This window comes from Agromyces archimandritae (assembly GCF_018024495.1).
GTDB classification, from domain to species: Bacteria; Actinomycetota; Actinomycetes; order Actinomycetales; family Microbacteriaceae; genus Agromyces; species Agromyces archimandritae.
Genome location: NZ_CP071696.1, coordinates 3,218,477 through 3,238,527 on the forward strand (window position 1 = coordinate 3,218,477; position 20,051 = coordinate 3,238,527).

The 20,051-nt window shown below is 70.5% G+C and carries 21 protein-coding genes and 2 tRNA genes; 8 read left to right on the top strand and 15 right to left on the bottom strand.

The genetic code is table 11. The features are described from left to right. The first annotated feature begins 6 nt into the window (after window positions 1-6). The 4 genes from G127AT_RS14825 to G127AT_RS14840 are packed head-to-tail and all read left to right on the top strand — an operon-like array spanning window position 7 to window position 3,161. Window positions 7-1,503 carry an ABC transporter ATP-binding protein gene (locus tag G127AT_RS14825; protein ID WP_244857618.1) on the top strand — a complete coding sequence of 499 codons (1,497 nt, stop codon included), beginning with the start codon at window positions 7-9 and terminating at the stop codon, window positions 1,501-1,503. Beyond that, the gene (locus G127AT_RS14830; protein ID WP_210898185.1) at window positions 1,500-2,282 is read left to right on the top strand and encodes an energy-coupling factor transporter transmembrane component T family protein; all 783 of its coding nucleotides are present in this window, start codon (window positions 1,500-1,502) and stop codon (window positions 2,280-2,282) included. The genes G127AT_RS14825 and G127AT_RS14830 overlap by 4 nt, the downstream gene beginning before the upstream one ends. Continuing rightward, window positions 2,275-2,907, top strand: a complete 633-nt coding sequence (locus tag G127AT_RS14835) for a nucleoside/nucleotide kinase family protein (RefSeq protein ID WP_210898187.1) — start codon at window positions 2,275-2,277, stop codon at window positions 2,905-2,907. The genes G127AT_RS14830 and G127AT_RS14835 overlap by 8 nt, the downstream gene beginning before the upstream one ends. Beyond that, window positions 2,904-3,161, top strand: coding sequence for a hypothetical protein (locus tag G127AT_RS14840; protein ID WP_210898189.1), 258 nt, complete (start codon window positions 2,904-2,906; stop codon window positions 3,159-3,161). The genes G127AT_RS14835 and G127AT_RS14840 overlap by 4 nt, the downstream gene beginning before the upstream one ends. A gap of 29 nt (window positions 3,162-3,190) precedes the next feature. On the opposite strand, the gene G127AT_RS14845 is transcribed toward G127AT_RS14840, so the two are convergent. From G127AT_RS14845 to G127AT_RS14875, 7 genes are all read right to left on the bottom strand, one after another. Then, on the bottom strand, window positions 3,191-4,438 hold the full coding sequence (locus G127AT_RS14845; RefSeq protein ID WP_210898191.1) for a serine hydrolase: 1,248 nt from the start codon (window positions 4,436-4,438) through the stop codon (window positions 3,191-3,193). Window positions 4,439-4,492: 54 nt separating this feature from the next. Next, window positions 4,493-4,840, bottom strand: a complete 348-nt coding sequence (locus G127AT_RS14850) for a metallopeptidase family protein (RefSeq protein ID WP_210902200.1) — start codon at window positions 4,838-4,840, stop codon at window positions 4,493-4,495. Window positions 4,841-4,952: 112 nt separating this feature from the next. Further along, entirely contained in the window at window positions 4,953-6,278 is a 1,326-nt protein-coding gene (locus G127AT_RS14855; protein WP_210898194.1) for an enolase C-terminal domain-like protein, read from the bottom strand. A 34-nt stretch (window positions 6,279-6,312) separates the two neighbouring features. Next, on the bottom strand, window positions 6,313-7,248 hold the full coding sequence (locus G127AT_RS14860; protein WP_210898196.1) for a 5-dehydro-4-deoxyglucarate dehydratase: 936 nt from the start codon (window positions 7,246-7,248) through the stop codon (window positions 6,313-6,315). 88 nt (window positions 7,249-7,336) lie between these two features. After that, window positions 7,337-8,059, bottom strand: a complete 723-nt coding sequence (locus G127AT_RS14865) for a FadR/GntR family transcriptional regulator (RefSeq protein ID WP_244857619.1) — start codon at window positions 8,057-8,059, stop codon at window positions 7,337-7,339. Next, complete coding sequence (locus G127AT_RS14870; protein ID WP_210898198.1) at window positions 8,056-9,186, bottom strand: L-talarate/galactarate dehydratase; 1,131 nt, start codon at window positions 9,184-9,186, stop codon at window positions 8,056-8,058. The genes G127AT_RS14865 and G127AT_RS14870 overlap by 4 nt, the downstream gene beginning before the upstream one ends. Before the next feature lie 54 nt (window positions 9,187-9,240). After that, window positions 9,241-10,131: a LysR family transcriptional regulator gene (locus G127AT_RS14875; protein ID WP_210898201.1), complete on the bottom strand. Its 891-nt coding sequence runs from the start codon at window positions 10,129-10,131 to the stop codon at window positions 9,241-9,243. Window positions 10,132-10,270: 139 nt separating this feature from the next. Here G127AT_RS14875 and G127AT_RS14880 point away from each other — a divergent pair, with 139 nt between their 5' ends. The 3 genes from G127AT_RS14880 (at window position 10,271) to G127AT_RS14890 (ending at window position 13,384) form a co-directional block, all read left to right on the top strand. Next, on the top strand, window positions 10,271-11,263 hold the full coding sequence (locus G127AT_RS14880) for a Bug family tripartite tricarboxylate transporter substrate binding protein (RefSeq protein WP_210898203.1): 993 nt from the start codon (window positions 10,271-10,273) through the stop codon (window positions 11,261-11,263). Window positions 11,264-11,335: 72 nt separating this feature from the next. Further along, the gene (locus G127AT_RS14885) at window positions 11,336-11,848 is read left to right on the top strand and encodes a tripartite tricarboxylate transporter TctB family protein (protein WP_210898205.1); all 513 of its coding nucleotides are present in this window, start codon (window positions 11,336-11,338) and stop codon (window positions 11,846-11,848) included. Between the two features lie 15 nt (window positions 11,849-11,863). Then, window positions 11,864-13,384 carry a tripartite tricarboxylate transporter permease gene (locus tag G127AT_RS14890; RefSeq protein WP_210898207.1) on the top strand — a complete coding sequence of 507 codons (1,521 nt, stop codon included), beginning with the start codon at window positions 11,864-11,866 and terminating at the stop codon, window positions 13,382-13,384. 280 nt (window positions 13,385-13,664) lie between these two features. Here the strand turns inward: G127AT_RS14890 and G127AT_RS14895 are convergent. The 7 genes from G127AT_RS14895 to G127AT_RS14925 form a co-directional block, all read right to left on the bottom strand. After that, window positions 13,665-13,740: transfer RNA gene (locus tag G127AT_RS14895), tRNA-His, on the bottom strand. Window positions 13,741-13,805: 65 nt separating this feature from the next. Then, window positions 13,806-14,435, bottom strand: coding sequence for an oligoribonuclease (orn, locus tag G127AT_RS14900; RefSeq protein ID WP_210898209.1), 630 nt, complete (start codon window positions 14,433-14,435; stop codon window positions 13,806-13,808). Between the two features lie 31 nt (window positions 14,436-14,466). Further along, a tRNA-Arg gene (locus G127AT_RS14905) sits at window positions 14,467-14,539 on the bottom strand. 122 nt (window positions 14,540-14,661) lie between these two features. Next, window positions 14,662-15,705 carry an ABC transporter substrate-binding protein gene (locus G127AT_RS14910; protein WP_210898211.1) on the bottom strand — a complete coding sequence of 348 codons (1,044 nt, stop codon included), beginning with the start codon at window positions 15,703-15,705 and terminating at the stop codon, window positions 14,662-14,664. 32 nt (window positions 15,706-15,737) lie between these two features. Beyond that, window positions 15,738-16,601, bottom strand: a complete 864-nt coding sequence (locus tag G127AT_RS14915; RefSeq protein ID WP_210898213.1) for an ABC transporter permease — start codon at window positions 16,599-16,601, stop codon at window positions 15,738-15,740. Next, window positions 16,598-17,383 carry an ABC transporter ATP-binding protein gene (locus G127AT_RS14920; protein WP_210898215.1) on the bottom strand — a complete coding sequence of 262 codons (786 nt, stop codon included), beginning with the start codon at window positions 17,381-17,383 and terminating at the stop codon, window positions 16,598-16,600. Before G127AT_RS14920 ends, G127AT_RS14915 begins: the two co-directional genes overlap by 4 nt. Continuing rightward, a complete protein-coding gene (locus tag G127AT_RS14925) occupies window positions 17,380-18,351 on the bottom strand; it encodes a DUF6282 family protein (protein WP_210898217.1) in 972 nt (323 codons plus the stop codon). Before G127AT_RS14925 ends, G127AT_RS14920 begins: the two co-directional genes overlap by 4 nt. Before the next feature lie 107 nt (window positions 18,352-18,458). Between G127AT_RS14925 and nadE the strand changes: the two genes are divergently transcribed. Then, complete coding sequence (nadE, locus tag G127AT_RS14930; protein WP_210898218.1) at window positions 18,459-19,289, top strand: ammonia-dependent NAD(+) synthetase; 831 nt, start codon at window positions 18,459-18,461, stop codon at window positions 19,287-19,289. Between the two features lie 27 nt (window positions 19,290-19,316). On the opposite strand, the gene G127AT_RS14935 is transcribed toward nadE, so the two are convergent. After that, window positions 19,317-20,048: a hypothetical protein gene (locus tag G127AT_RS14935; RefSeq protein WP_210898220.1), complete on the bottom strand. Its 732-nt coding sequence runs from the start codon at window positions 20,046-20,048 to the stop codon at window positions 19,317-19,319. Window positions 20,049-20,051: the final 3 nt, after the last annotated feature.

Genomic DNA, 20,051 nt, shown 5'->3' on the forward strand with positions numbered 1-20,051 from the left:
GCGCCGGTGAGCGAGGTGCGCCCCGCAGCCGTCAGGGCCGAGGACTGGTCCTGGCGGCATGCGGGCCGCCGCAGCCATGCGGTCTCGGGCGCGAGCTTCGACATCGAAGCAGGGGAGCGGGTGCTGCTGCTCGGGGCCTCCGGGGCCGGGAAGTCCACGCTGCTGCACGGCCTGGCGGGGGTGCTCGGCGGCGATGAGGAGGGCGAGGCCGCCGGCCGCCTCCTCGTCGACGGCCGGCCGCCCGCGCCCGACGGCCGCAGCGGGCTCGTTCTGCAGGATCCCGATGCGCAGATCGTCATGTCGCGCCTCGCCGACGACGTCGCGTTCGGGTGCGAGAACCTCGGCGTCCCGCCCGAACGGATCGGCGCCAGGGTGCGCGGTGCGCTCGACGCGGTCGGGCTCGCCCTCCCGGCCGACCATCCGACGAGCGCCCTCTCGGGCGGGCAGCGCCAGCGGCTCGCCCTGGCCGGGGTGATCGCGATGCAGCCGGGCCTCGTCCTCCTCGACGAGCCGACGGCGAACCTCGACCCGGCCGGTGTCATCGAGGTCCGGGATGCCGTGGCGCGCTGCCTCGATGCGAGCGGGGCGACCCTGATCGTCGTCGAGCATCGCATCGAGGCCTGGTTGCCGCTGGTCGACCGGGTGATCGTGCTCGCCGCCGGTGGCGGCGTGCTCGCAGACGGCCCGCCCGACCGCGTCCTCGCCGACGCCTCGGGGGAGCTGGCGGCGGCCGGCGTCTGGCTGCCGGGCGCCGCGCCCGGGGCGACGGGAGCCGCTGCCGGTGGGGCGACCGATCCGGTCGCGGGGGCCGCGCCGTCGGCATCCGAGCCGCTCCTCACCGCCGACGGGCTCGCGGTCGGGCGATCCGGGGTCGCGGTGCGCACGGGCATCCGCACCCGCCTCGACGCCGGCCGCCTGCTGGCGATCACCGGCCCGAACGGGGTCGGCAAGACGACCCTCGGGCTCACCCTCGCCGGCCTCCTGCCGCCCGTCGCCGGCCGCCTCGAGGCGAGCGGGGCGCTCCGCGATGGGGCGCGATCCGCCCACCCGATCGAGTGGCGCTCGAAGCAGCTCCTGACCCGCATCGGCACGGTGTTCCAGCACCCCGAACACCAGTTCCTGCGCGGCAGCGTGCGCGCCGAGCTCGAGGTCGGGCCCGACGCCCTCCGCCTCGGCCGCCGCGAGCGCGACGCGCGCGTCGCCGGACTGCTCGACGCCTTGCGGCTGGATCGACTCGCCGGCGCGAACCCGTTCACCCTCTCGGGCGGCGAGAAGCGGCGCCTCTCGGTGGCGACGGCGCTCATCGCCAGGCCCCGCCTGCTCATCCTCGACGAACCCACCTTCGGGCAGGATGCGCGCACCTGGCAGGAGCTCGTCCGGCTCATCGCCGAGGTCCGCGACGGCGGCACCGGCATCGCCGCGATCACCCACGACGAAGCCTTCGCCGCCGCCCTCGGCGATGCGCGCCTGCATCTCGGCGCCCGGGCGGAGGTGCGGGCATGAGCATCGGCCTCGTGCGCGCGGGCCTGCCGCTGGCGTCGATCAACCCCGTCGCGAAGCTCCTCGCGGCCGTCCCGCTGAGCGTGGCCCTCATCCTCACCCTCGACCCGGTCTCGGCCGCGACGGCGCTCCTGGCCGAGCTCGCCCTGTTCGCCGCGGTCGGGCTCGGGCCGCTCGCGTTCTCGGTGCGAACGCTTCCGGTGTGGATCGCGGCCCCCCTCACCGGGGTGAGCATGCTGCTCTACGGCGAGTCGTCGGGGGCGACGTTCTTCGAGTTCGGGCTCATCCACATCAGCGAGGGCTCGATCCATATCGCCGCGTCGACGACGCTTCGCGTGCTCGCGATCGCGCTGCCGGCCGTCGTCCTGTTCCTCACGATCGACCCCACCGACCTCGCCGACGGCCTTGCGCAGACCCTGCGCCTGCCGGCCAGGTTCGTGCTCGGGGCGCTCGCGGCCCTTCGTCTGGCCGGCACCACGGTCGACGACTGGCGGATGCTCTCCCTCGCCCGGCGTGCGCGCGGCGTCGGCGACGGCGCTTTCCCGGTGCGGTTCGCCCGGCAGTCCCTCGCCCTCCTCGTGCTCGCGGTGCGCCGCGGCGGCACGCTCGCGACGGCGATGGAGGCCCGCGGCTTCGGCAGCGACGTGCCGCGCAGCTGGTGGCGCCCGGCTCGCTTCGGCCGCGCCGAGTGGGCGACGGTCGCGGCCGGGGCCGCCGTCGCGGCGCTCGCGGTGGGCGTGGCGGTCGCCACCGGCAGCTGGAATGTGATCTGGCATGGCTGAGACGGCGGGCCCCGAGTCGGTCGGCGCCCTGTCGCGGGGCTGGGCGCCGCATCTCGCACGCGTCGGCGCCGCCGTCCGTGCGGCCGGGCCGGCGCCCCTCGTCCTCATCGACGGCCCGAGCGGCTCGGGCAAGTCGACGCTCGCCGGGCTGCTCACCGCCGGGTCGGCGGCCCGGCCGAACCGAACCGAAGCCGTGCGCCTCGACGACGTCTACCCCGGCTGGGGCGGCCTCGAGGCCGCGGGGCGGATGCTCGCGCGCACCCTGATCGGGCCGCTCGCCGCCGGGCGACCCGGCCGCGTCCCGCTGTGGGACTGGGCGGCCGGCCGGCCGGGGGCGGTCCGCATCGTCCGGCCGGGCGGTGCGCTCGTGATCGAGGGGTGCGGGGCGTTCGCGGCAGGCGACGGCGTGCCGGCGGTGCGGGTGTGGATCCACGCCCCGGATGCCGCGCGCCGGCGTGAGGCGCTCGCGCGCGACGGCGGCGCGTTCGACGCGCACTGGGACGACTGGGATCGTCAGTGGCGCCGCCACCTCGCCGTGCACGGGCGCGGAGGGGCCGGCGTCATCCGGCTCCGCGGCCTGCCGGGCTGTCGCCGTCCGCGGCCCCGGGATACGGTAGTGCCATGAGCGACAACGAGACGTCGGCGGAGTACATCGCCGAATTCCTCGACGGGCCGCTCGAGGGGGAATACGTGCCTCGAGTGCTCGTCGACGGCCGGCCGGACGAACGGGTCGGCATGATCGCCGCGGTCGAGGGCCTCGAATCGGTGTTCTGGTACGAGCTGGTCGATTCGCGCGAGGTCGATGGGCAGCAGCGCGTCCGGTACCGCTTCGATGCGGGCGATTCGGATCCGGTCGAACCCGACGACGAGAACGACTGACGCGCGGCCCGTCGGGGCCGGCGGGCGGGTCAGCGGATCGAGCCGAACAGGGCGTTCACCATGATGATCGGATGCCCGAGGCGCCAGAAGACGCCTGGATCGCGAAGGTCGTCGGAGAGCTCGAGCGGCGAGGTCGCCGTGCCGCCTTCGTAGTCGATCGTGATGCGCCCGAGGCGGTCACCGGCGCGCCCGGTCGCGAAGTCGTCGATGCGGATGTCCGGCGCCTGAGCGCCGCCGCCGAACGCGGCCGTCTCCTGCCCGACCGAGGCGACGAGTTCGCTCCGCTGACCCCACGGCGTCGTGACCTTCGCGTACGAGGTGCCCGCTTCGACCAGGCGTCGGGGGCTCGCGGCGGACTCGACGTCGGCGAGGATCCGCTCGACGGCCGGATCGAGGGTCTCGTAGTCGGGCATGCGAAGCAGGACCCCGACGATGCGGACTGCGTCTTCGCCGGTGTCGGCGAGATCGGTGAATGCGAAGACGAGGCCGGCCTGATCGGTGTAGCTGCGGGAGAGCGCGCGGACGCGGTCGGGCATGTGCGCGATGACGTCGGGGATGGTGCGTTCGCCGAGCCCGGCACGTTCGCCGGCGTGGTCGATCATGTCGGCGAGGGCCGGCACGGCCATGATCATCGCCGTCAGCCGCGCGAGTTCGGTCGCGGTTCCGACGTTGTCGCCGGAGAGCCCGGTGGCGTCGTCGACGCGGGTGTGCTCGAAGCCGTGCTCGTCGAGCCAGGCGTTGGCGGCCTCGACGTAGGCGGCCGGGTTGCCGAACGCCCAGCGGACGAGGGTGTCGGCGTGGTTGTTGCTCGAGGCGAGGAGCACGGCCTGAACGACGTCGCGCTGGGTCCACGTCTCGCCCGGCGAGACGGGCAGGACCCGCGAGCCCTCCTTGTCGTAGTTCAGGTAGCCGCGGTAGTCCTCGGCGCCGATGCGGATGTCGGCGCCGTCGTCGCCCGCGGTGAGCGGTTGCGAGGCCTGCGTGACGAGCACGGTGACGAGCTTGGCGGCCCCGCCCATCGGCAGGGCCTCGTCGTCGCCGGCACCGGCGAGCACGACGGGTTCGCCGGTCTCGTCGGGCACGAGGGCGACGGCCGACTGGCCGTCTTCCGGCAGTGCGAAACGCGCCGTCTCGCCGGCTTCGACGGCCGGGGGTTCGGCGGTCACGGCGGCCGCAGGCAACGGCCCGAGCAGGGTCGCGGGGCCGTACACGCCGAGGGCGAGGATCAGGGCGGCGCCGAGGCTCACGCCGATGATCCGCTGGGGGGTCGGGCTCATGCCCACCAGCGTAACCGGGCGCGCATCCGCCGGCCCGTCACGGCAGCGCCGCGCCTACGCCCAACCGAGCTCGTGCAGCCGTTCGTCGTCGATGCCGTAGAAGTGCGCGATCTCGTGCACGAGGGTGATGTGGATCTCGTCGCGGAGCTCCTCCTCGGTGTCGGCGACGGCGAGCAGGGGTTCGCGGTAGAGGATGATGCGGTCGGGCACCTCGCCGAAGCCGTAGCGGTCGCGTTCGGTGAGCGCGACGCCGTCGTAGAGGCCGAGGAGGTCGAGCGAGCCGTCCTCGGGTCGGTCTTCGACGACGAAGACGACGTTGTCGAGGCCGTCGACCATGTCGTCGGGCAGTTCGTCGAGCTCGTCGACGACGAGACGTTCGAAGGCGTCGGCGTCGAGCTCCATGGCGTCTCCTCGGGTCGTGGATGCCGGTGCGCGATGCATCCGGCGCGAGTCTACCCGCGCCGGCCGCGGCCGCAGCTCGGCGGGGCGCGGTTCGGACGGCGCCCCGCCGAGCTCACCGGATGAGGCAGGGCCGTTTCGGGTCGAAGACCCATCCGTCCACCAGGAATCGCATGGCCGCAGCGTCGTCGCGCGAACCGAGCCCGTGCTCCCGGTAGAGCTCATGGGCTTCGGCGACGCGGTCGTGGTTCAGCTCCACTCCCAGGCCCGGCGACGTCGGCACTCGGACCGCCCCGTCGATGATCTTCGGGGCGTTCGTCGTCAGGTCCTGGCCGTCCTGCCAGATCCAGTGGGTGTCGAGTGCGGTGATCTCACCGGGGGCGGCGGCGCCGACATGGCTGAACATCGCCAGCGAGATGTCGAAGTGGTTGTTCGAGTGCGAACCCCAGGTCAGATCGAAGTCGTTGCAGAGCTGGGCCACGCGGATGCTGCCCGCCATCGTCCAGAAGTGCGGGTCGGCGAGCGGGATGTCGACGGCATGGCCCCGCACCGCATGCGCCATTTCGCGCCAGTCGGTCGCGATCATGTTGGTGGCCGTCGGCACTCCCGTCCTGCGGCGGAACTCGCTCATCACCTCGCGCCCCGAGAATCCGCCCTCCGCGCCGCAGGGGTCCTCCGCATACGCGATGGTGCCGCGCAGGCGCCGGCCGATGCGCACCGCTTCCTCGAGCGACCATGCGCCGTTCGGGTCGAGCGTGATCCGGGCATCCGGGAACCTCGCTGCGAGCGCCTCGACCGCATCCGCCTCGTCATCGCCTGCGAACACACCGCCCTTGAGCTTGAAGTCGGCGAAACCGTAGCGCTCCCGGGCTGCCTCGGCGAGCGCGACCACCGCATCCGGCGTCAGCGCCTCCTCCCGGCGGACGCGGGCCCACGCATCCTCGCCGTCCGGCTCGCGCAGGTACGGCAGCCGGGTACGGTCGGCGTCGCCCACGTAGAAGAGGTAGCCGAGCATGGGCACGCTTGCCCGCTGCTGGCCCTCGCCGAGCAGCTCCGCGACGGGAATCCCGAGGAATCGGCCGTGCAGGTCGAGGAGGGCGGATTCGATGCCGGTCACGGCGTGGATCGTCGTGCGCAGGTCGAAGGTCTGCAGACCGCGGCCGCCGTCGTCTCGATCGGCGAAGCGTGCGGCGATCCCCCGGAGCAGGGAACGGTATCGGGCGACGGGGCGCCCGATGAGGAGGGCTCCCGCTTCCTCGATCGTCGACCGGATCGGTTCGCCGCCGGGCACTTCGCCGAGCCCGTCTCGTCCGTCCGAGTCGGTGATGATGACGATGTTGCGGGTGAAGAACGGGCCGTGGGCGCCTGAGAGGTTCAGGAGCATCGAGTCGTGGCCGGCGACCGGGATCGCTTGCACCCGGGCGATGGTCGGAGTGCTCATTTCCCACCCTCCGGGGAGTTCAGGCGCTTCGCTCTCATCGGACGGGCTCCGGCTCGATCCCGGCAGCGACGATCAGCGCGCCGAGGTCGGCGACGTCCTGCTCGCCGAGGTCGGTGAGGGGCGGGCGTACGGGCCCTACGGGGCGGCCGATGATGTCGAGGCCGGCTTTGATGATGGAGACCCCGTATCCTTCGCCGCGGTCCCGGATGTCCGCATACGGCAGCACGAAGCGCGCGAGCTTCTCATTGATCGCCGTCCGGTCCTGTGCGCGCACATCGCGGTAGAAGTCGAGTGCGAACTCGGGCACGAAGTTGAACATGGCGGACGAGTAGGTGCTCATGCCCATCTGCAAGAGCGGCAGGGCGTAGACCTCGGCCGTCGGGAGCCCGCCGAGGTAGAACAGGCGATCGCCGTTCAGCGATGTCACCTTGGCGAGGTGCTCGATGTCGCCGAGCGCGTCTTTGAAGCCGATGAAGTTCTCGTGGGCACCTGCGAGGGAGGCGATCGTCTCGGCCGAGTAGACGGCGTTCGCACGGTTGTAGACGATGAGCGGAAGTCTCGTGGAGTCGGCGATCGCACCGACGTGTTCGCGCAGACCTTCTTGCGAGCATTCCGTGAGGTACGGCGGAAGGATGAGGAGGCCTTCGGCGCCGGCGTCCTCGGCAGCCTGCGCGTTGGCGATCGCGTTCTTCGTCCATCCGCCGGCCGATCCCAGCACGGGCACTTCGGGGCGGGACGCTTCGACGGCGGCGCGGATGACGCGTGCGTTCTCCTCAGGAGTGAGGCTGAATCCCTCGCCGGTGCCGCCGGCGGCGAACAGTCCGCCCACCTCGTAGCTCGCCTGCCAGGCGACATGCTCCCGGTACGTCGCCTCGTCGAACTCGAGATCTGCGGTGAAGGCCGTGGCGGGGAAGGAGAGCAGGCCGTCTTTGAGATGTCGGGCCAGCTCTGCCGGAGTGAAGTTCGTCACTGTTGGGGACTCCTGTCGTGGCTGTGCCCCTTCACGCTAGGTGGGTCGTGGATGCCCAAACAAGCCGAATTCGGCATGGCGCAATACCTCAGCTGTATCGATGCTGCTCGCGTCGATCGGGCTCGATGCCGTCGACGGTGCGACGCCGCTCGGACGCGACGAGATGCGCCCGCATCGCAGCCTGCGCCGCGAGCGGATCCGACCGCTCGATCGCATCCGCGATCGCGGAATGCTCCGCCCGAACGGAGGCCGTCGCCGCCGGCAGACGATCGCCGTGCGCGATCCTCGAAGCGGGGACGACGATCGCCCGTGCGCCGATGCGGTCGAGCGCGGCCGCGAGGTATCGGTTCCCGGCGGCGCGGGCGATCGTCCGATGGAATCGGAAGTCGGCGTCGACGCTGTCGGACGGGCGCCGAGCGGCGTCGATCGCCTCGAGTGCGGCGCGCATCTCGACCAGGTCGGCCTCGGAGCGGTGCCGTGCGGCCGATGCGGCCGCTTCGGTCTCGATGGCGGTTCGGAACACGACCAGCTCGCCGCGTTCGGCATCGCTGCGTGCGGTGAGCCACGTATCGTCGCCCTGCTCGGCCGGAGGAGTCAGTGCGTAGCTGCCCGATCCTGTGCGCGTACGCACGTACCCGAGGGTCTTGAGGCGCTGCAGCGCCTCGCGGACGGCGGCCCGGCTCGCGCCGAACTCCGCGGAGAGCTTCGCCTCGCTCGGCAACCGCTCCCCGGGCGCGATGTCCCCGTCGACGATGCGATCGGAGAGCGCTCGGGCGATCTGCTCGCCGCGGGAGAGGGGCACCGTCCTCACCCGCCGATCGTGACGCGTTCCGTGACCCAAGCCCGGGCCTGATCGCTGAAGGTGAACCCGAGACCCGGTCGATCCGGGACGATCATCCGGCCGTCGCGGGTCTCGAGCCGCTCGTTGAAGAGCGGGTCGAGCCAGTCGAAGTGCTCGACCCAGGGTTCCCGCGGGTAGCACGCCGCGAGGTGCAGATGGATCTCCATCGCGAAATGCGGGGCGAGGTCGAGATCGGCTCGGTCGGCAAGGGTCAGCAGGCGCATGAACTGGGTGATCCCGCCGACTCTGGGTGCGTCGGGCTGGATGACGTCGCAGGATCGGGCTTCGATGAGGCGCTCGTGTTCGGCGACCGATGCGAGCATCTCACCGGTGGCGATCGGGGTGTCGAGTGCGCGGGCCAGGTCGGCGTGACCCTCGGCGTCGTATGCGTCGAGGGGCTCTTCGATCCACACGAGGCCGAGTTCTTCGAGCCGCCGGCCCATTCGGAGCGCCGTCGTGCGGTCCCACTGCTGGTTGGCATCGACCATGAGCGGCACGTCGTCTCCGATGTGCTCGCGCACGGCGTGCACGCGACGCAGGTCTTCGGAGGTGTCGGGCAGGCCCACCTTCATCTTGATGCCGCCGATGCCGTCCTCGAGAGATCGGCGCGCGCGATCCTTCACCTCTTCGATCGAGGCGTTCAGGAAGCCGCCCGAGGTGTTGTACGTGCGCACGGAGTCGCGATGGGCGCCGAGCAGTTTCGAGAGCGGAAGGCCCGCACGCTTGGCCTTGAGGTCGTAGAGCGCGATGTCGATCGCGGCGAGCGCCTGCGTGGCGACGCCGGATCGCCCGACCGAAGCGCCGGCCCAGAGCAGCTTCACATAGAGCTTCTGGATGTCGTTCGGGTCTTCGCCGATGGCCGCATCGGCGATCTCTTTGGCGTGCGCATACTGGGCGGGGCCGCCGCCGCGTTTCGAGTAGCTGAAACCGTGACCGGCGAATCCCTGTTCCGTGGTGATCTCGGCGAGCAGGAAGGCGACCTCCGTCATCGGCTTCTGGCGTCCGGTGAACACTTTGGCGTCCGAGATCGGCACGTGGAGCGGCAGGCGCAGGGTCGAGAGCACGATCGATCGGATGGCGTCCGGGGTGTAGGTCATGGGGTCTCCTCCTCGAGAACACCCAGACGCTATCAGACAGCTTCGGAATCTGTTCTACAGGGCGTCCGAACGGGCGGCGACCAGCTCGAGGGCCCTGCGGAGTGCCGGACTCGCATTGGTCCGACTCCACACCGCGTGGAGCTCGACCGGGTCGCGGGCCAGGCCGCCGAGGGGGAGGAGCTCGACGCCGTGGACCCCCATGGCGATGGCGGACTCCGGCACGAACGAGATCCCGCGCCGGGCTGCGACGAGCGCCAGGATCGTCGCGATCTGGCTGACCGTGTGGGCGGTGCGGTCGTGGTCGAGGGGGAGGATGCGGACGGCGAGGTCGTGGAAGTACCGGGCCTTCGTCGCCGAGGGCATGATGAACGGTTCGCGGCCGAGCTGTTCGACGGTGGGCGGGTGCGGGGAGTCCGTGAACGGATGGCCGCTCGGAACGGCCAGCATGAGGGTCTCGGTGAAGAGGAGGCGCGAGTCGAATCGCTCGAGGTCGAACGGCGGTCTGGCGATGCCGAGATCGAGCGTGCCGTCGGCGAGGCCTTCCATCTGCCGGGAGGTCACGAGCTCTTCGAGTTCGACGCGCACGCGCGGCAGTTCATCGTCGAGGAGCGTGACGAGGGGGCCGAGGACGTTGTGGGCGGATGCTGCGGTGAAGCCGATGCGGAGCACGCCACTGGAGCCGGCGGCCACCTCTCGGACGACGACCGGGGCGCGTTCGGCGGTGGCGAGGATCGTGCGGGCTTCGCGGAGGAAGGCATACCCGGCCGGGGTGACCTCGACCCGCCGGTTGTCGCGCTCGAGCAGGACGACGCCCAGGATCTCCTCGAGCCGTCGGATCTGCCGGCTGAGCGGCGGCTGGGTCATCCGCAGGCGTTCGGCGGCGCGACCGAAGTGGAGCTCCTCGGCGACGGCGACGAAGCAGCGCAGTTGATCGATGGTGAACACGATGCGCTGAAGGTATCACGCCATATGAAATCTAGGCTTGACCTGAATCCATCGCCTCCCTACTTTTGGGGGGCACAGCATTGCGGAGCGCACCGACCCCCGCCCGTAGGCGACGAAGCCTGCGCCGAAAGGATTCGACATGAAGATCAAAGCTCTCGCCGTCCTCGGACTCGCCGCCGTCAGCGCAGTCGTGCTCACCGGGTGCGGCGGCAACGTGGGCGCCGCGGCCGGAAGCAGCGACGACGCAGCCTTCCCCACCCGCGACATCACCCTCACCGTCGGCCAGGACGCCGGTGGGTCGACGGACCTCATCGCCAGAGCCGTTGCGGCCGGGATGGAGGAGGAACTCGGCGTCGCCGTCCCCGTCGTGAACAAGGCCGGCGCCAACGGCGCGGTGGCCACGGCCGAAGTCGCCGGCATGGATCCCGACGGCTACAACCTCGTCCTGCTGAACGCATCGCTCATCACGATCACCAACCTCACGCTCGGCGAGGCCGAGCAGGTCGAACTCGACGATCTCACGGTGCTCAAGGGTCTCTCGCAGGATGACTACGTGCTGGTCGCCAGCAAGGCCTCCGGGATCGAGAGCTTCGACGATCTGACGGTGGTCGACAAGCTCAGCTACGGCACCACGGGTGTCGGTACCGGTTCGCAGCTCGCACAGGCGATCCTGTTCGGCGAGGCCGGGGTCGCCGGCACGGACGTCCCCTTCGATTCGGGTTCGCCGGCGCTGACGGCGGTCATGGGCGACCAGGTGCAGGTCGCGACGATCCAGCTCGGCGAGGCCAAGCCGCAGATCGATGCGGGTACGGTCACACCGCTCGTCGTCTTCTCGGCGGAGCGCAACCCGTTCCTCGAGGATGTGCCGACGGCGACGGAGCTCGGATACGACGTCCCCGTCTCGCAGTTCCGTGCGGTCGCGGCCCCGGCCGGGCTGCCGCAGGACATCGAGGACGCGCTGGTCGCCGCGATCGACGCAGCACTCGCGAGCAAGGAGTACCAGGCGTTCAACGAGAACAACCTGCTCACCCCGCACGAGATCTCGGGCGATGACGTCGTCGCCGAATGGAACGGTCTGCTCGAGAAGTACGCTGGACTCGTCGAGGACAACGGCATCTCGCTGACCGACTGACCGCACCGTGGGGTGCACGGCCGCCGAGCCCGCCGTGCCCCCACGGCCATGAGCCGACGAAGGAGCTGGCACATGACGAGCCCGGGCCTGGGCGCAGTGCCGCCTGCAGCCGACACCACGCCGGTGCCGATCGACGAGTCTGCGGAACCGGCGGGGCCGCTCAACAATCTCATCGCAGCCGGTGCGACGGCCGCCCTCGGCGTCTACGGCTTCGTGAGCTCGTTCGCCTTCGGCATCGGCACCCCGCAGTCGCCCGGCCCCGGCCTCTGGCCGATGCTGATCAGCGCGGCGGTCGTCGTCCTCTCCCTCGCGCAGATCATCGTCGGCCGCCGCGGCGGCGGGGGAGAGGTCTTCGTTCGGGGATCCTGGATGGCAGCGGCGGGCCTGGCCACCCTGATCGCCTACGTCGCAGTGCTCCCGTTCATCGGCTTCGAGATCCCGACGCTCCTGCTCACGGCGGTATGGATGCGTTTCCTCGGCCATGAGACGTGGCTCGCCACGGCGATCACCGCGGTGAGCGTCGTCGTGGTCTTTTACCTGGTTTTCGTCGTCGCCTTGTCGACGGCCGTTCCCCACTTGTTCTGACGGAGGCCCGACCGCATGGACATCCAGCCGGTGCTCGACGGGTTCGCCACCGTATTCGAGCCCATGAACCTGCTCTACTGCCTGATCGGCGTCGTCGTCGGCATGTTCGTCGGCGTCCTCCCCGGGCTCGGCCCTGCGGCGACGATCGCGATCCTGTTGCCGATCACCTTCGGCATCGAACCGGTCACGGCCATCATCATGCTCGCCGGGATCTTCTACGGTGCGCAATACGGCGGCACGATCACCTCCGTCCTCCTCCGCCTTCCCGGGGAGGCGAGTTCGGTGGTCACCGTGTTCGACGGCTATGCCCTCGCGAAACGCGGGAAGGCGGGCACCGCACTCGGTATCGCGGCGATCGGCTCGTTCATCGGCGGCACCGTCGCGATCATCGGGCTCACCTTCCTCGCTCCGCTCGTCGCGGGCTGGGCGCTCGAATTCGGCCCGGCCGAGTACGCCGGGCTCGCGCTGCTCGGCATCCTGCTCGTCGCCACCATCTCATCCGGATCGAAGCTGAAGGCGGTCATCGCCGCGACGGTCGGCCTCCTGCTCGCGACGATCGGCCGCGATCCGTTCACCGGCACCGGGCGGTTCACCTTCGACAACCTGCAACTCGTCGACGGCATCGACTTCGTTCCGATCGCCATGGGGCTCTTCGGTCTCGGAGAGATCCTGTACGGCCTCGAAGAACGCCACCGTGCACAGGCCCTCACCCCGGCCAAGATGACCAGCGTCTGGCCGAGCCGTTCCGACCTCGCACGGTCGACCGGCGCATTCGGCAGGGGTTCCGTCCTCGGTTTCCTGCTCGGCCTGCTCCCGGGCGGCGGGGCGACGATCGCCTCGATGGCGGGGTACGCCGTCGAGAAGAAGGTGTCGAAGAAGCCGGAACTGTTCGGCCACGGCGCGATCCAGGGCGTCGCCGGGCCGGAGACCGCCAACAATGCGGCGGCGACCAGCTCGTTCATTCCGCTCCTCACGCTCGGCATCCCGGCGAACGCGACGATGGCGATCATGTTCGGCGCGTTGCTCATCCAGGGCATCACTCCTGGCCCGCAACTGGTCAGCGATCACCCCGACCTGTTCTGGGGCGTCGTCAACTCGATGTACCTCGGCAACGTGCTGTTGCTGTTGATGTCGCTGCCGCTGGTCGGGGTCTTCGTCCGGGTGCTGAGCGTTCGCGCGGCGATCCTGGCACCCATCACGGCGCTGATCACGCTGATCGGCGCCTACACGATCCGGAACTCCGTCTTCGACGTCGGCCTGGTCGTCGCGTTCGGCGCGATCGGCTACCTGATGAAGAAGACCGGCTTCGAACCCGGTCCGCTCGTACTCGCCTTCGTCCTCGGGGCGCTGCTCGAGGACAACGTCCGTCGTGCCCTGCTCATCTTCGACGGCAACCTCGGCGGGTTCTTCACCCGGCCCATCTCGGGTGTGCTGATCGGTCTGGTGATCGTCGTGATCGTGCTGCCCATCATCCGATCGGCGATCAAGAAGTCGCAGGGCGCCAAGGAGCTCGTGGAGTCCGGCAGCCGCCGCTGATCGCGATGCGGCGTCTCGGCGGCATAGGGGGCGGGACCGAGCTCGGACGTACCACCTGCCGTGAGGGAGGATCGTGCGGCCGCGAGAGCGTCCTGCAATCGCTGATGCACCTGGCGGAGTTCTCGGCCCCAGGCGATGAGCCGGTGCGTTTCGCGCTCAGTCACGGGAGCGCGAAGGAGTGGATGAGGCCATCATCGTTCCTTCTGGTTCGACGCCTCCATGCCTGGCACGGCCTGCCACCGACACGCGACGCTGACACGCACTCTACCGGCTGCCCTATTGGGGTGAGTAACGGGGCTTGAACCCGCGACCTCCTGGACCACAACCAGGCGCTCTACCAACTGAGCTATACCCACCATGTGCCCCAGCACAGCGGCCGGGGCAACCGCTCTAGGTTACTACAGTTCCGAGGGGTCCGCGTTCACGCCTGGGCGGCGCCGGCGGCGTCCTCGGCGACGATCTCGGCGGCGATCGCCTGCAGGTCCTGCGTGGTCGGGCCGGGCTCGGCGACGAAAACCGCGCGACGGTAGTAGCGCAGTTCGCGGATCGATTCGAGGATGTCGGCGAGGGCGCGGTGGCCGCCGTTCTTGGCGGGCGCGTTGAAGTAGACGCGGGGGAACCAGCGCCGGGCGAGCTCCTTGATGGAGGAAACGTCGACGCTCCGGTAGTGCAGGTGGGCGTCGAGGCGCGGCATGAACTTCGCGATGAACGCGCGGTCGGTGCCGATCGTGTTGCCGGCGAGGGGCGCTTTCTGCTCCTCGGGGATGTGCTTCAGCACGTACTCGAGCACCTGGTACTCGGCGTCGGCGACGCTCACGCCGCCCGGGATCTCCTCGAGCAGCCCCGAGGTCAGGTGCATCTCGCGCACGAAGTCGCTCATCGTCTCGAGGGAGGAGGGATCGGGCCGGATGACGATGTCGATGCCCTCGTCGACGGGGTTCAGTTCGTAGTCGGTGATGACGACGGCGATCTCGACCAGTTCGTCGACCTCGAGGTCGAGCCCGGTCATCTCGCAATCGATCCAGACCAGCCGGTCGCTCGTTGAAGACATGCTGAGATTCTAACGACCGGCACCGACACGGCCCCCCCGGAGAGATTCGAACTCCCGACCAAGTGGGTAGAAACCACCTGCTCTGTCCACTGAGCTACGGGGGGTCGGGGCGCATGCGGCCGCCTCAGACAGCATAACGACCCGGGCGATGGATGGCCGACCGCCGCCCCGCGGCGCCGGCGGCGGTCGGGCGGTCACGGGAGCGGATGCCGGATCCCGCGACCGGTCACCGCCGGGCGTCCTCCCAGACGATCTCGTCATAGGCGGGCGCCCGGTCGATGAGTCCGGATTCGAGGTGGAAGTCGACCGCGGTCCGGTAGCCGGTCTCGTCGATCGCGGTCGCGTCGGCCATCTCGTCGGGGAGCAGGGCGATGAGCGCGTCGAGCGTCGCCGCATCCGTCGAACCGAGGTATTCGGCGAGCAGCTCGGCCGCCGCATCCGGCTCCTCGGCGATGAATGCGAGCGCCGAGTCGATCGCCCGGTTGAACGCCAGGATCTGCTCGCCCTTGGCGTCGAGGGCGGCGGTGGTGCTGAAGAGCACGCCATGCAGCTCGTCCTCCATCGCGGGGATGTCTCCGCGCTGCGGCGAGATGTAGATCTCGCCGACGCCCTCCGAGACGGCCATCTGGCCGACGGGCTGGAAGAAGGCGAGCGCATCCACCTGGCCTTCTGAGAGGGCGCCGATCGCGGCCGGTGCCGATCCGCCGAGGTTCACGAGCGTGGCATCCGTCGACGGGTCCTTGCCGATGCTCTCGAAGAGGTACGTCACGAGCGCCTCGGTGCCCGACCCCGGCCCCGTGATGCCGATGTTCTTGCCGACGAGCGCAGCGGCCCGCTCCTCGACCGGGGCGTCGGCGGCCGGCCCGTCGAAGCCCTCGCCGACGATGACGTCGACGTAGTACTCGGTGACGAGCGCCCCCGTGACGCGGGCGCGATCGTCCTGCTCCTGCAGGTTGAAGGCGTCCGTGATGACGCCGGCGGCGACGTCGATCGAGCCCGAGGTGAGGGCTGCGGCGAGCTTGGCGCCGGTGCCGAGGCGCGGGCGTTCGCCGAGCTCGACGCCCTCGTCGTCGAAGAACCCCTGCTGTTCGGCGACGAAGAGCGGGAAGAAGGCGATCGAGTCGCTGATCTGCCCGACGTCGAGCGGATCGGATGCGTCCGCCTGCTCGGATCCGCCGCCCGCACAGGCGCTCGCGGCCAGTGCGACGGCGCCCGTCAGGGCGAGGGCTGCGGCGAGGCGCGGCAGACGCCTCCTGGGCCGGTGGGTCATGATGGGGCTCCTCTCGGGTGGTGTGGTGCGGTTCAGGCCTCGTCGAGGGGCTTCCAGCGCCCGGCCCGCGAGGAGATCAGGGCGACGATGCCGTTCAGCAGCATCGCCAGCACGGTGAGCACGGCGACGGCCGCGAAGACGCCCGCCGTGTTGAACTGCGCGGCCGAATCGTTGATGAGGTAGCCGAGCCCGCGATTCGAGGCGACGAGCTCGCCGATCACGGCGCCGATGAGGGCGTAGGGGATGGAGACCTTGAGCCCGGTGAGCAGCCCCGTCATCGCGGCCGGCAACACGACCTTCAGCGCCACCTGCCGGCGCGAAGCGCCCATGAGGCGGACCGCGTCGATGAGTCCGCGATCCACGTCCCGCACGCCGGCGGCCGTGTTCAGGAATACGAGGAAGAAGACGCTTACGGCGGCCAGGATGATTTTCATCTCGATCCCGATGCCGAACCAGACGATGAAGAGCGGCGCGAGCGCGACCTTCGGGATGGAGTACAGGGCCATCATGAACGGCTCGAACACGTCGTAGACGAGGTGGACGGCGGCGAGCAGGAAGCCCAGGAGGGCGCCGGTGACGACGCCGATGGCGTAGCCGGCGGCGACCTCCTGGACGGTGATCCAGGTATGCGTGGGCAGTGTGCCGTCCGCGATCCACTCGATGAGCTGGTTCCAGACCGCGGCCGGGTTCGAGATGAACAACGGGTTCGCCACCGTCGCCGAGGCGAGCTGCCAGGCGCCGAGAAACGCCAGGAAGAGGGCGACCCGCAGCATCCACACCGTCGTGCGGCGGCCGTTGCGGCTCCACCAGCTGCGTCGCCTCGCCTCCTTGACGGGGCAGCCGGAGGCGGGGGCTCCGGATGCCGCGCCCGCCGGGATCGTGTGCGCCGCGGTCATGCCGCCGCCTCCGATCCGGCTTCGGCACCGGCGCGCAGGGCCGCCGCGAACGTGTGCCGCAGCTCGGCGAACGCCGGCGTCTCGGCGATCGCCTCGAGGTCTCGCGGCCGGCCGAGCCCGATCTCCAGGTCGAGCAGGATTCGGCCGAGCGCCCCGAGCACGACGACGCGATCGCCGAGGAGGAGGGCCTCGTCGATGTCGTGCGTGACGAAGACGACCGTCTGCCGCGTCTGCGCCCAGAGTCGGAGCAGCTCGCCCTGGAGCTCTCGACGCAGTTGCGCGTCGAGGGCGCCGAACGGCTCGTCCATGAGGATCGTCTCGGCCCCGGAGGCGAGCATGCGCGCGAGGCTCGCCCGTCGCCGCATGCCGCCGGACAGTTCGCGCGGATAGCTGTCGGCGAAGCCTGCGAGGCCGACCCTGGCGATGAGGTCCTCGGCGGTGGCCCGTCGTTCGGCGCGACCGGTCCCGGCGATCTCGAGGGGCATCTCGACGTTGCGCTGTACTGTGCGCCAGGGCATCAGCGTGTCGCTCTGCGTGAGATAGCCGATATCGGGTGTGGGGCCCGTGTGCGGTCGGCCGTGGTGCAGGACCCGCCCGGACGTCGGCTTCTGCAGCCCCGAGAGCAGGTTCAGCATGGTCGACTTGCCGCAGCCTGATCGGCCGAGCACGGTCACGAAGGAGCCCGTGCCGATGCTGAGGCTGAAGTCTCGGAGGGCGACGGTGGCGACGTCGTCTCGCTGGAACTCCTTCGTGAGGCGCTCGATCTCGAGGACGCCGCTCACGGGGTCGTCTCCTGCAGCTCGTGATGGGCCGCCGGCGCGTCGTCGAGCGGGGCGGCGCCGACGAGGAACCGAGAGTTGTGGACGATCATCGTGCGCACCTCCGCTTCGCCGAAGCCGTCGCCGAGCAGGATGTCGGCGGCGATCGCGAGCCCGTCTTCGACGGGCGGGTTGAAGGGCTGGCCGAGGTCGGAGCTGATGACCGAGTGCTCGGGGCCGGCGGCACGGATGTTGCCGAGCCAGTCCGCCCACGACACCTTGCCCGTGAGCGGAGTCGTCAGGCACCGCTCGAGCAGTGCGCCGCTCGGCACGAGGGCGCGCTGGGCCTCCACCGGGATGCGCTGCGAGGTGAACTCCGGATGCGTGACGACGATGCGGCGAACGCCGCGGTCGCGGGCCGCCGCGATGACCCGCGCCGATTCGTCGCCGTGCAGGTGCCCGGTGGCGAGGGTGAGGTCGTGCCGGGCGATGAGGTCGAGCACCTGCCCGCAGGCGAGCGCGACCTCGCCGTCGGCGCCGAGCACCTCGACCGGCGGGCTGTCGATGCCCCGGTCGCGGAGATCCTGCTGCAGGGCGGCCCACATCGGCGGGGTCGAGCCTTCGGGGGCGGCGGCGAGGCTCGAGCGCTGGTTCGCGCTGTCGACGGTGGGCATCCAGACGAATCGTGCGCCGCTACGCGCAGCGATCTCGACGGCGACCGGGTTCATACCGCCCACCGAGGCATTCAGGGTGACGGCGCCCACCGCATCCACCTCGGGGTGCACGGCGCGCACGAGCGAGGCGCGTTCGGCCGTGGGCACGTAGTGCGATTTCAGCACGAAGCCCGCCATGCCGAGGTCGGCGAAGCGGGCTGCGAGTTCGAGGTCCGTGATGCGGCGCCGCATGACGTCGGGGGCGATGTGCACGTGGACGTCGTAGGCGCCCTGCACAAGGCGGCGGGAGTGGTCGCTCGGTCGGGGGTGCTCGGGCATCTCGCTCCTTTGCGATAGTTGTCTCAATATTGTCGACATTTCTGTGAACAGTGTCAACGGATCCGTCGGTCACGAACCCGAAACACCGGAGCGGTATCGTCATCGGCATGCGCGAACTGCAGGAACGGATCATCGCCGATCTCCACGTCTCCCCGTCGATCGATCCCGCCGCCGAGGTGCGGCGTCGCATCGATTTCCTGAAGGACTACCTCCGCGGCGGCGGCGCCGGCGGCTTCGTGCTCGGCATCAGCGGCGGGCAGGATTCCACCCTCGCCGGCCGGCTTTGCGCGCTCGCCGTCGCAGAACTCGCCGACGCCGGCTCACCCGCCCGCTTCCTCGCCGTGCGGCTGCCCTACGGCGTGCAGCACGACGAAGACGACGCGCGACTGGCCCTCGACTTCATCGAAGCGCCCGAAACCGTCGATTTCGGCATCCGGGGCGGCGTCGACGGCCTCGCGGCCGACTTCCTCGAAGCCGCAGGCGCGCCCATCAGCGACTTCGGCAAAGGCAACGTGAAGGCGCGCATGCGCATGATCGCCCAGTACGCGCTCGCCGGCGAGAACGGCCTGCTGGTCGTCGGCACCGACCACGCGGCCGAGGCCGTCACGGGCTTCTTCACCAAATACGGCGACGGGGGAGCGGACGTGCTGCCCCTCACCGGGCTCACGAAACGCCAGGGGCGGGCCATGCTCGAATACCTCGGGGCGCCCGAGCGCCTGTACTTGAAGATCCCGACCGCGGACCTCCTCGACGAGAACCCCGGCCAGTCCGACGAAGCCAACCTCGGCATCGGCTATCGCGACATCGACGCCTACCTCGAAGGCGAGGAGATCGACGACGAGGTGGCCGCTCGCATCGAGCGTCGCTACCTGCAGACCGAGCACAAGCGCCGTACGCCCGCCTCGCTCTTCGACGAATGGTGGCGGCCGGGCGCCTGAGCGGATGCCGCGAACGCGGCGGACCGATCAGCGCTGTTCGCCGCCCGGGGCGTCATACCCGGAACCCTCGTACCCCGCCGAGGTCGAGGAGTATCCGGCCGCGTCGTAGTCGTAGGGCTGGGTGGCCAGCGGCGTGCCGGCGACCGGCGTCGGCGGGGTGACCGGGTCGGGATCGACCATGACGGCGCCCTGATAGCGCTCGTGGTGCTGCTCGGCGACCCACGCGTCCTGCTCCTGCTGCGCCTCGGGCTCCGGCTCGAGCCGCTGCTGCTCCTTCCAGCGGTCGAGATCCTGCTGGAACCGGCGCCGCGACTTCGCCGGATTCCGCTGCCACTCGACGAGACGGTCGCGGAACTCGACGACGGCCGGGTCGAGCTGGTAGCCGAAGGTCGCCGAGGCGCGCTTCAATTCATGGAGCTGGTGCGCGGCCCAGTTCGCGGCCGCGTCGGCGCCGCGGATCGGGAGCAGACGGACGAGGATGTCGGCCTGCCCGACCGCGCGATCGGCCAGGATCTGCTCCTGCGGCGTCAGCGAGTTCCATACGGAGGCCTCAGTGGCCGCGTCGACGAGGGCGGCGATCGCACTCGCCTTCTGCTCGCGATCGCGCAGTTCGATGACCCGGCGCACCCCGCCTCGCGCGATCCACGCCGAGAGCAGGCCCGAGACGATGACGGCCACGAACAGCACCGTCGCCGTGAACACGATGGCCTGTCCGTCCGAAGAGACGAGCCACGCTGCGAAGTCATTCCACCACTGCATGAT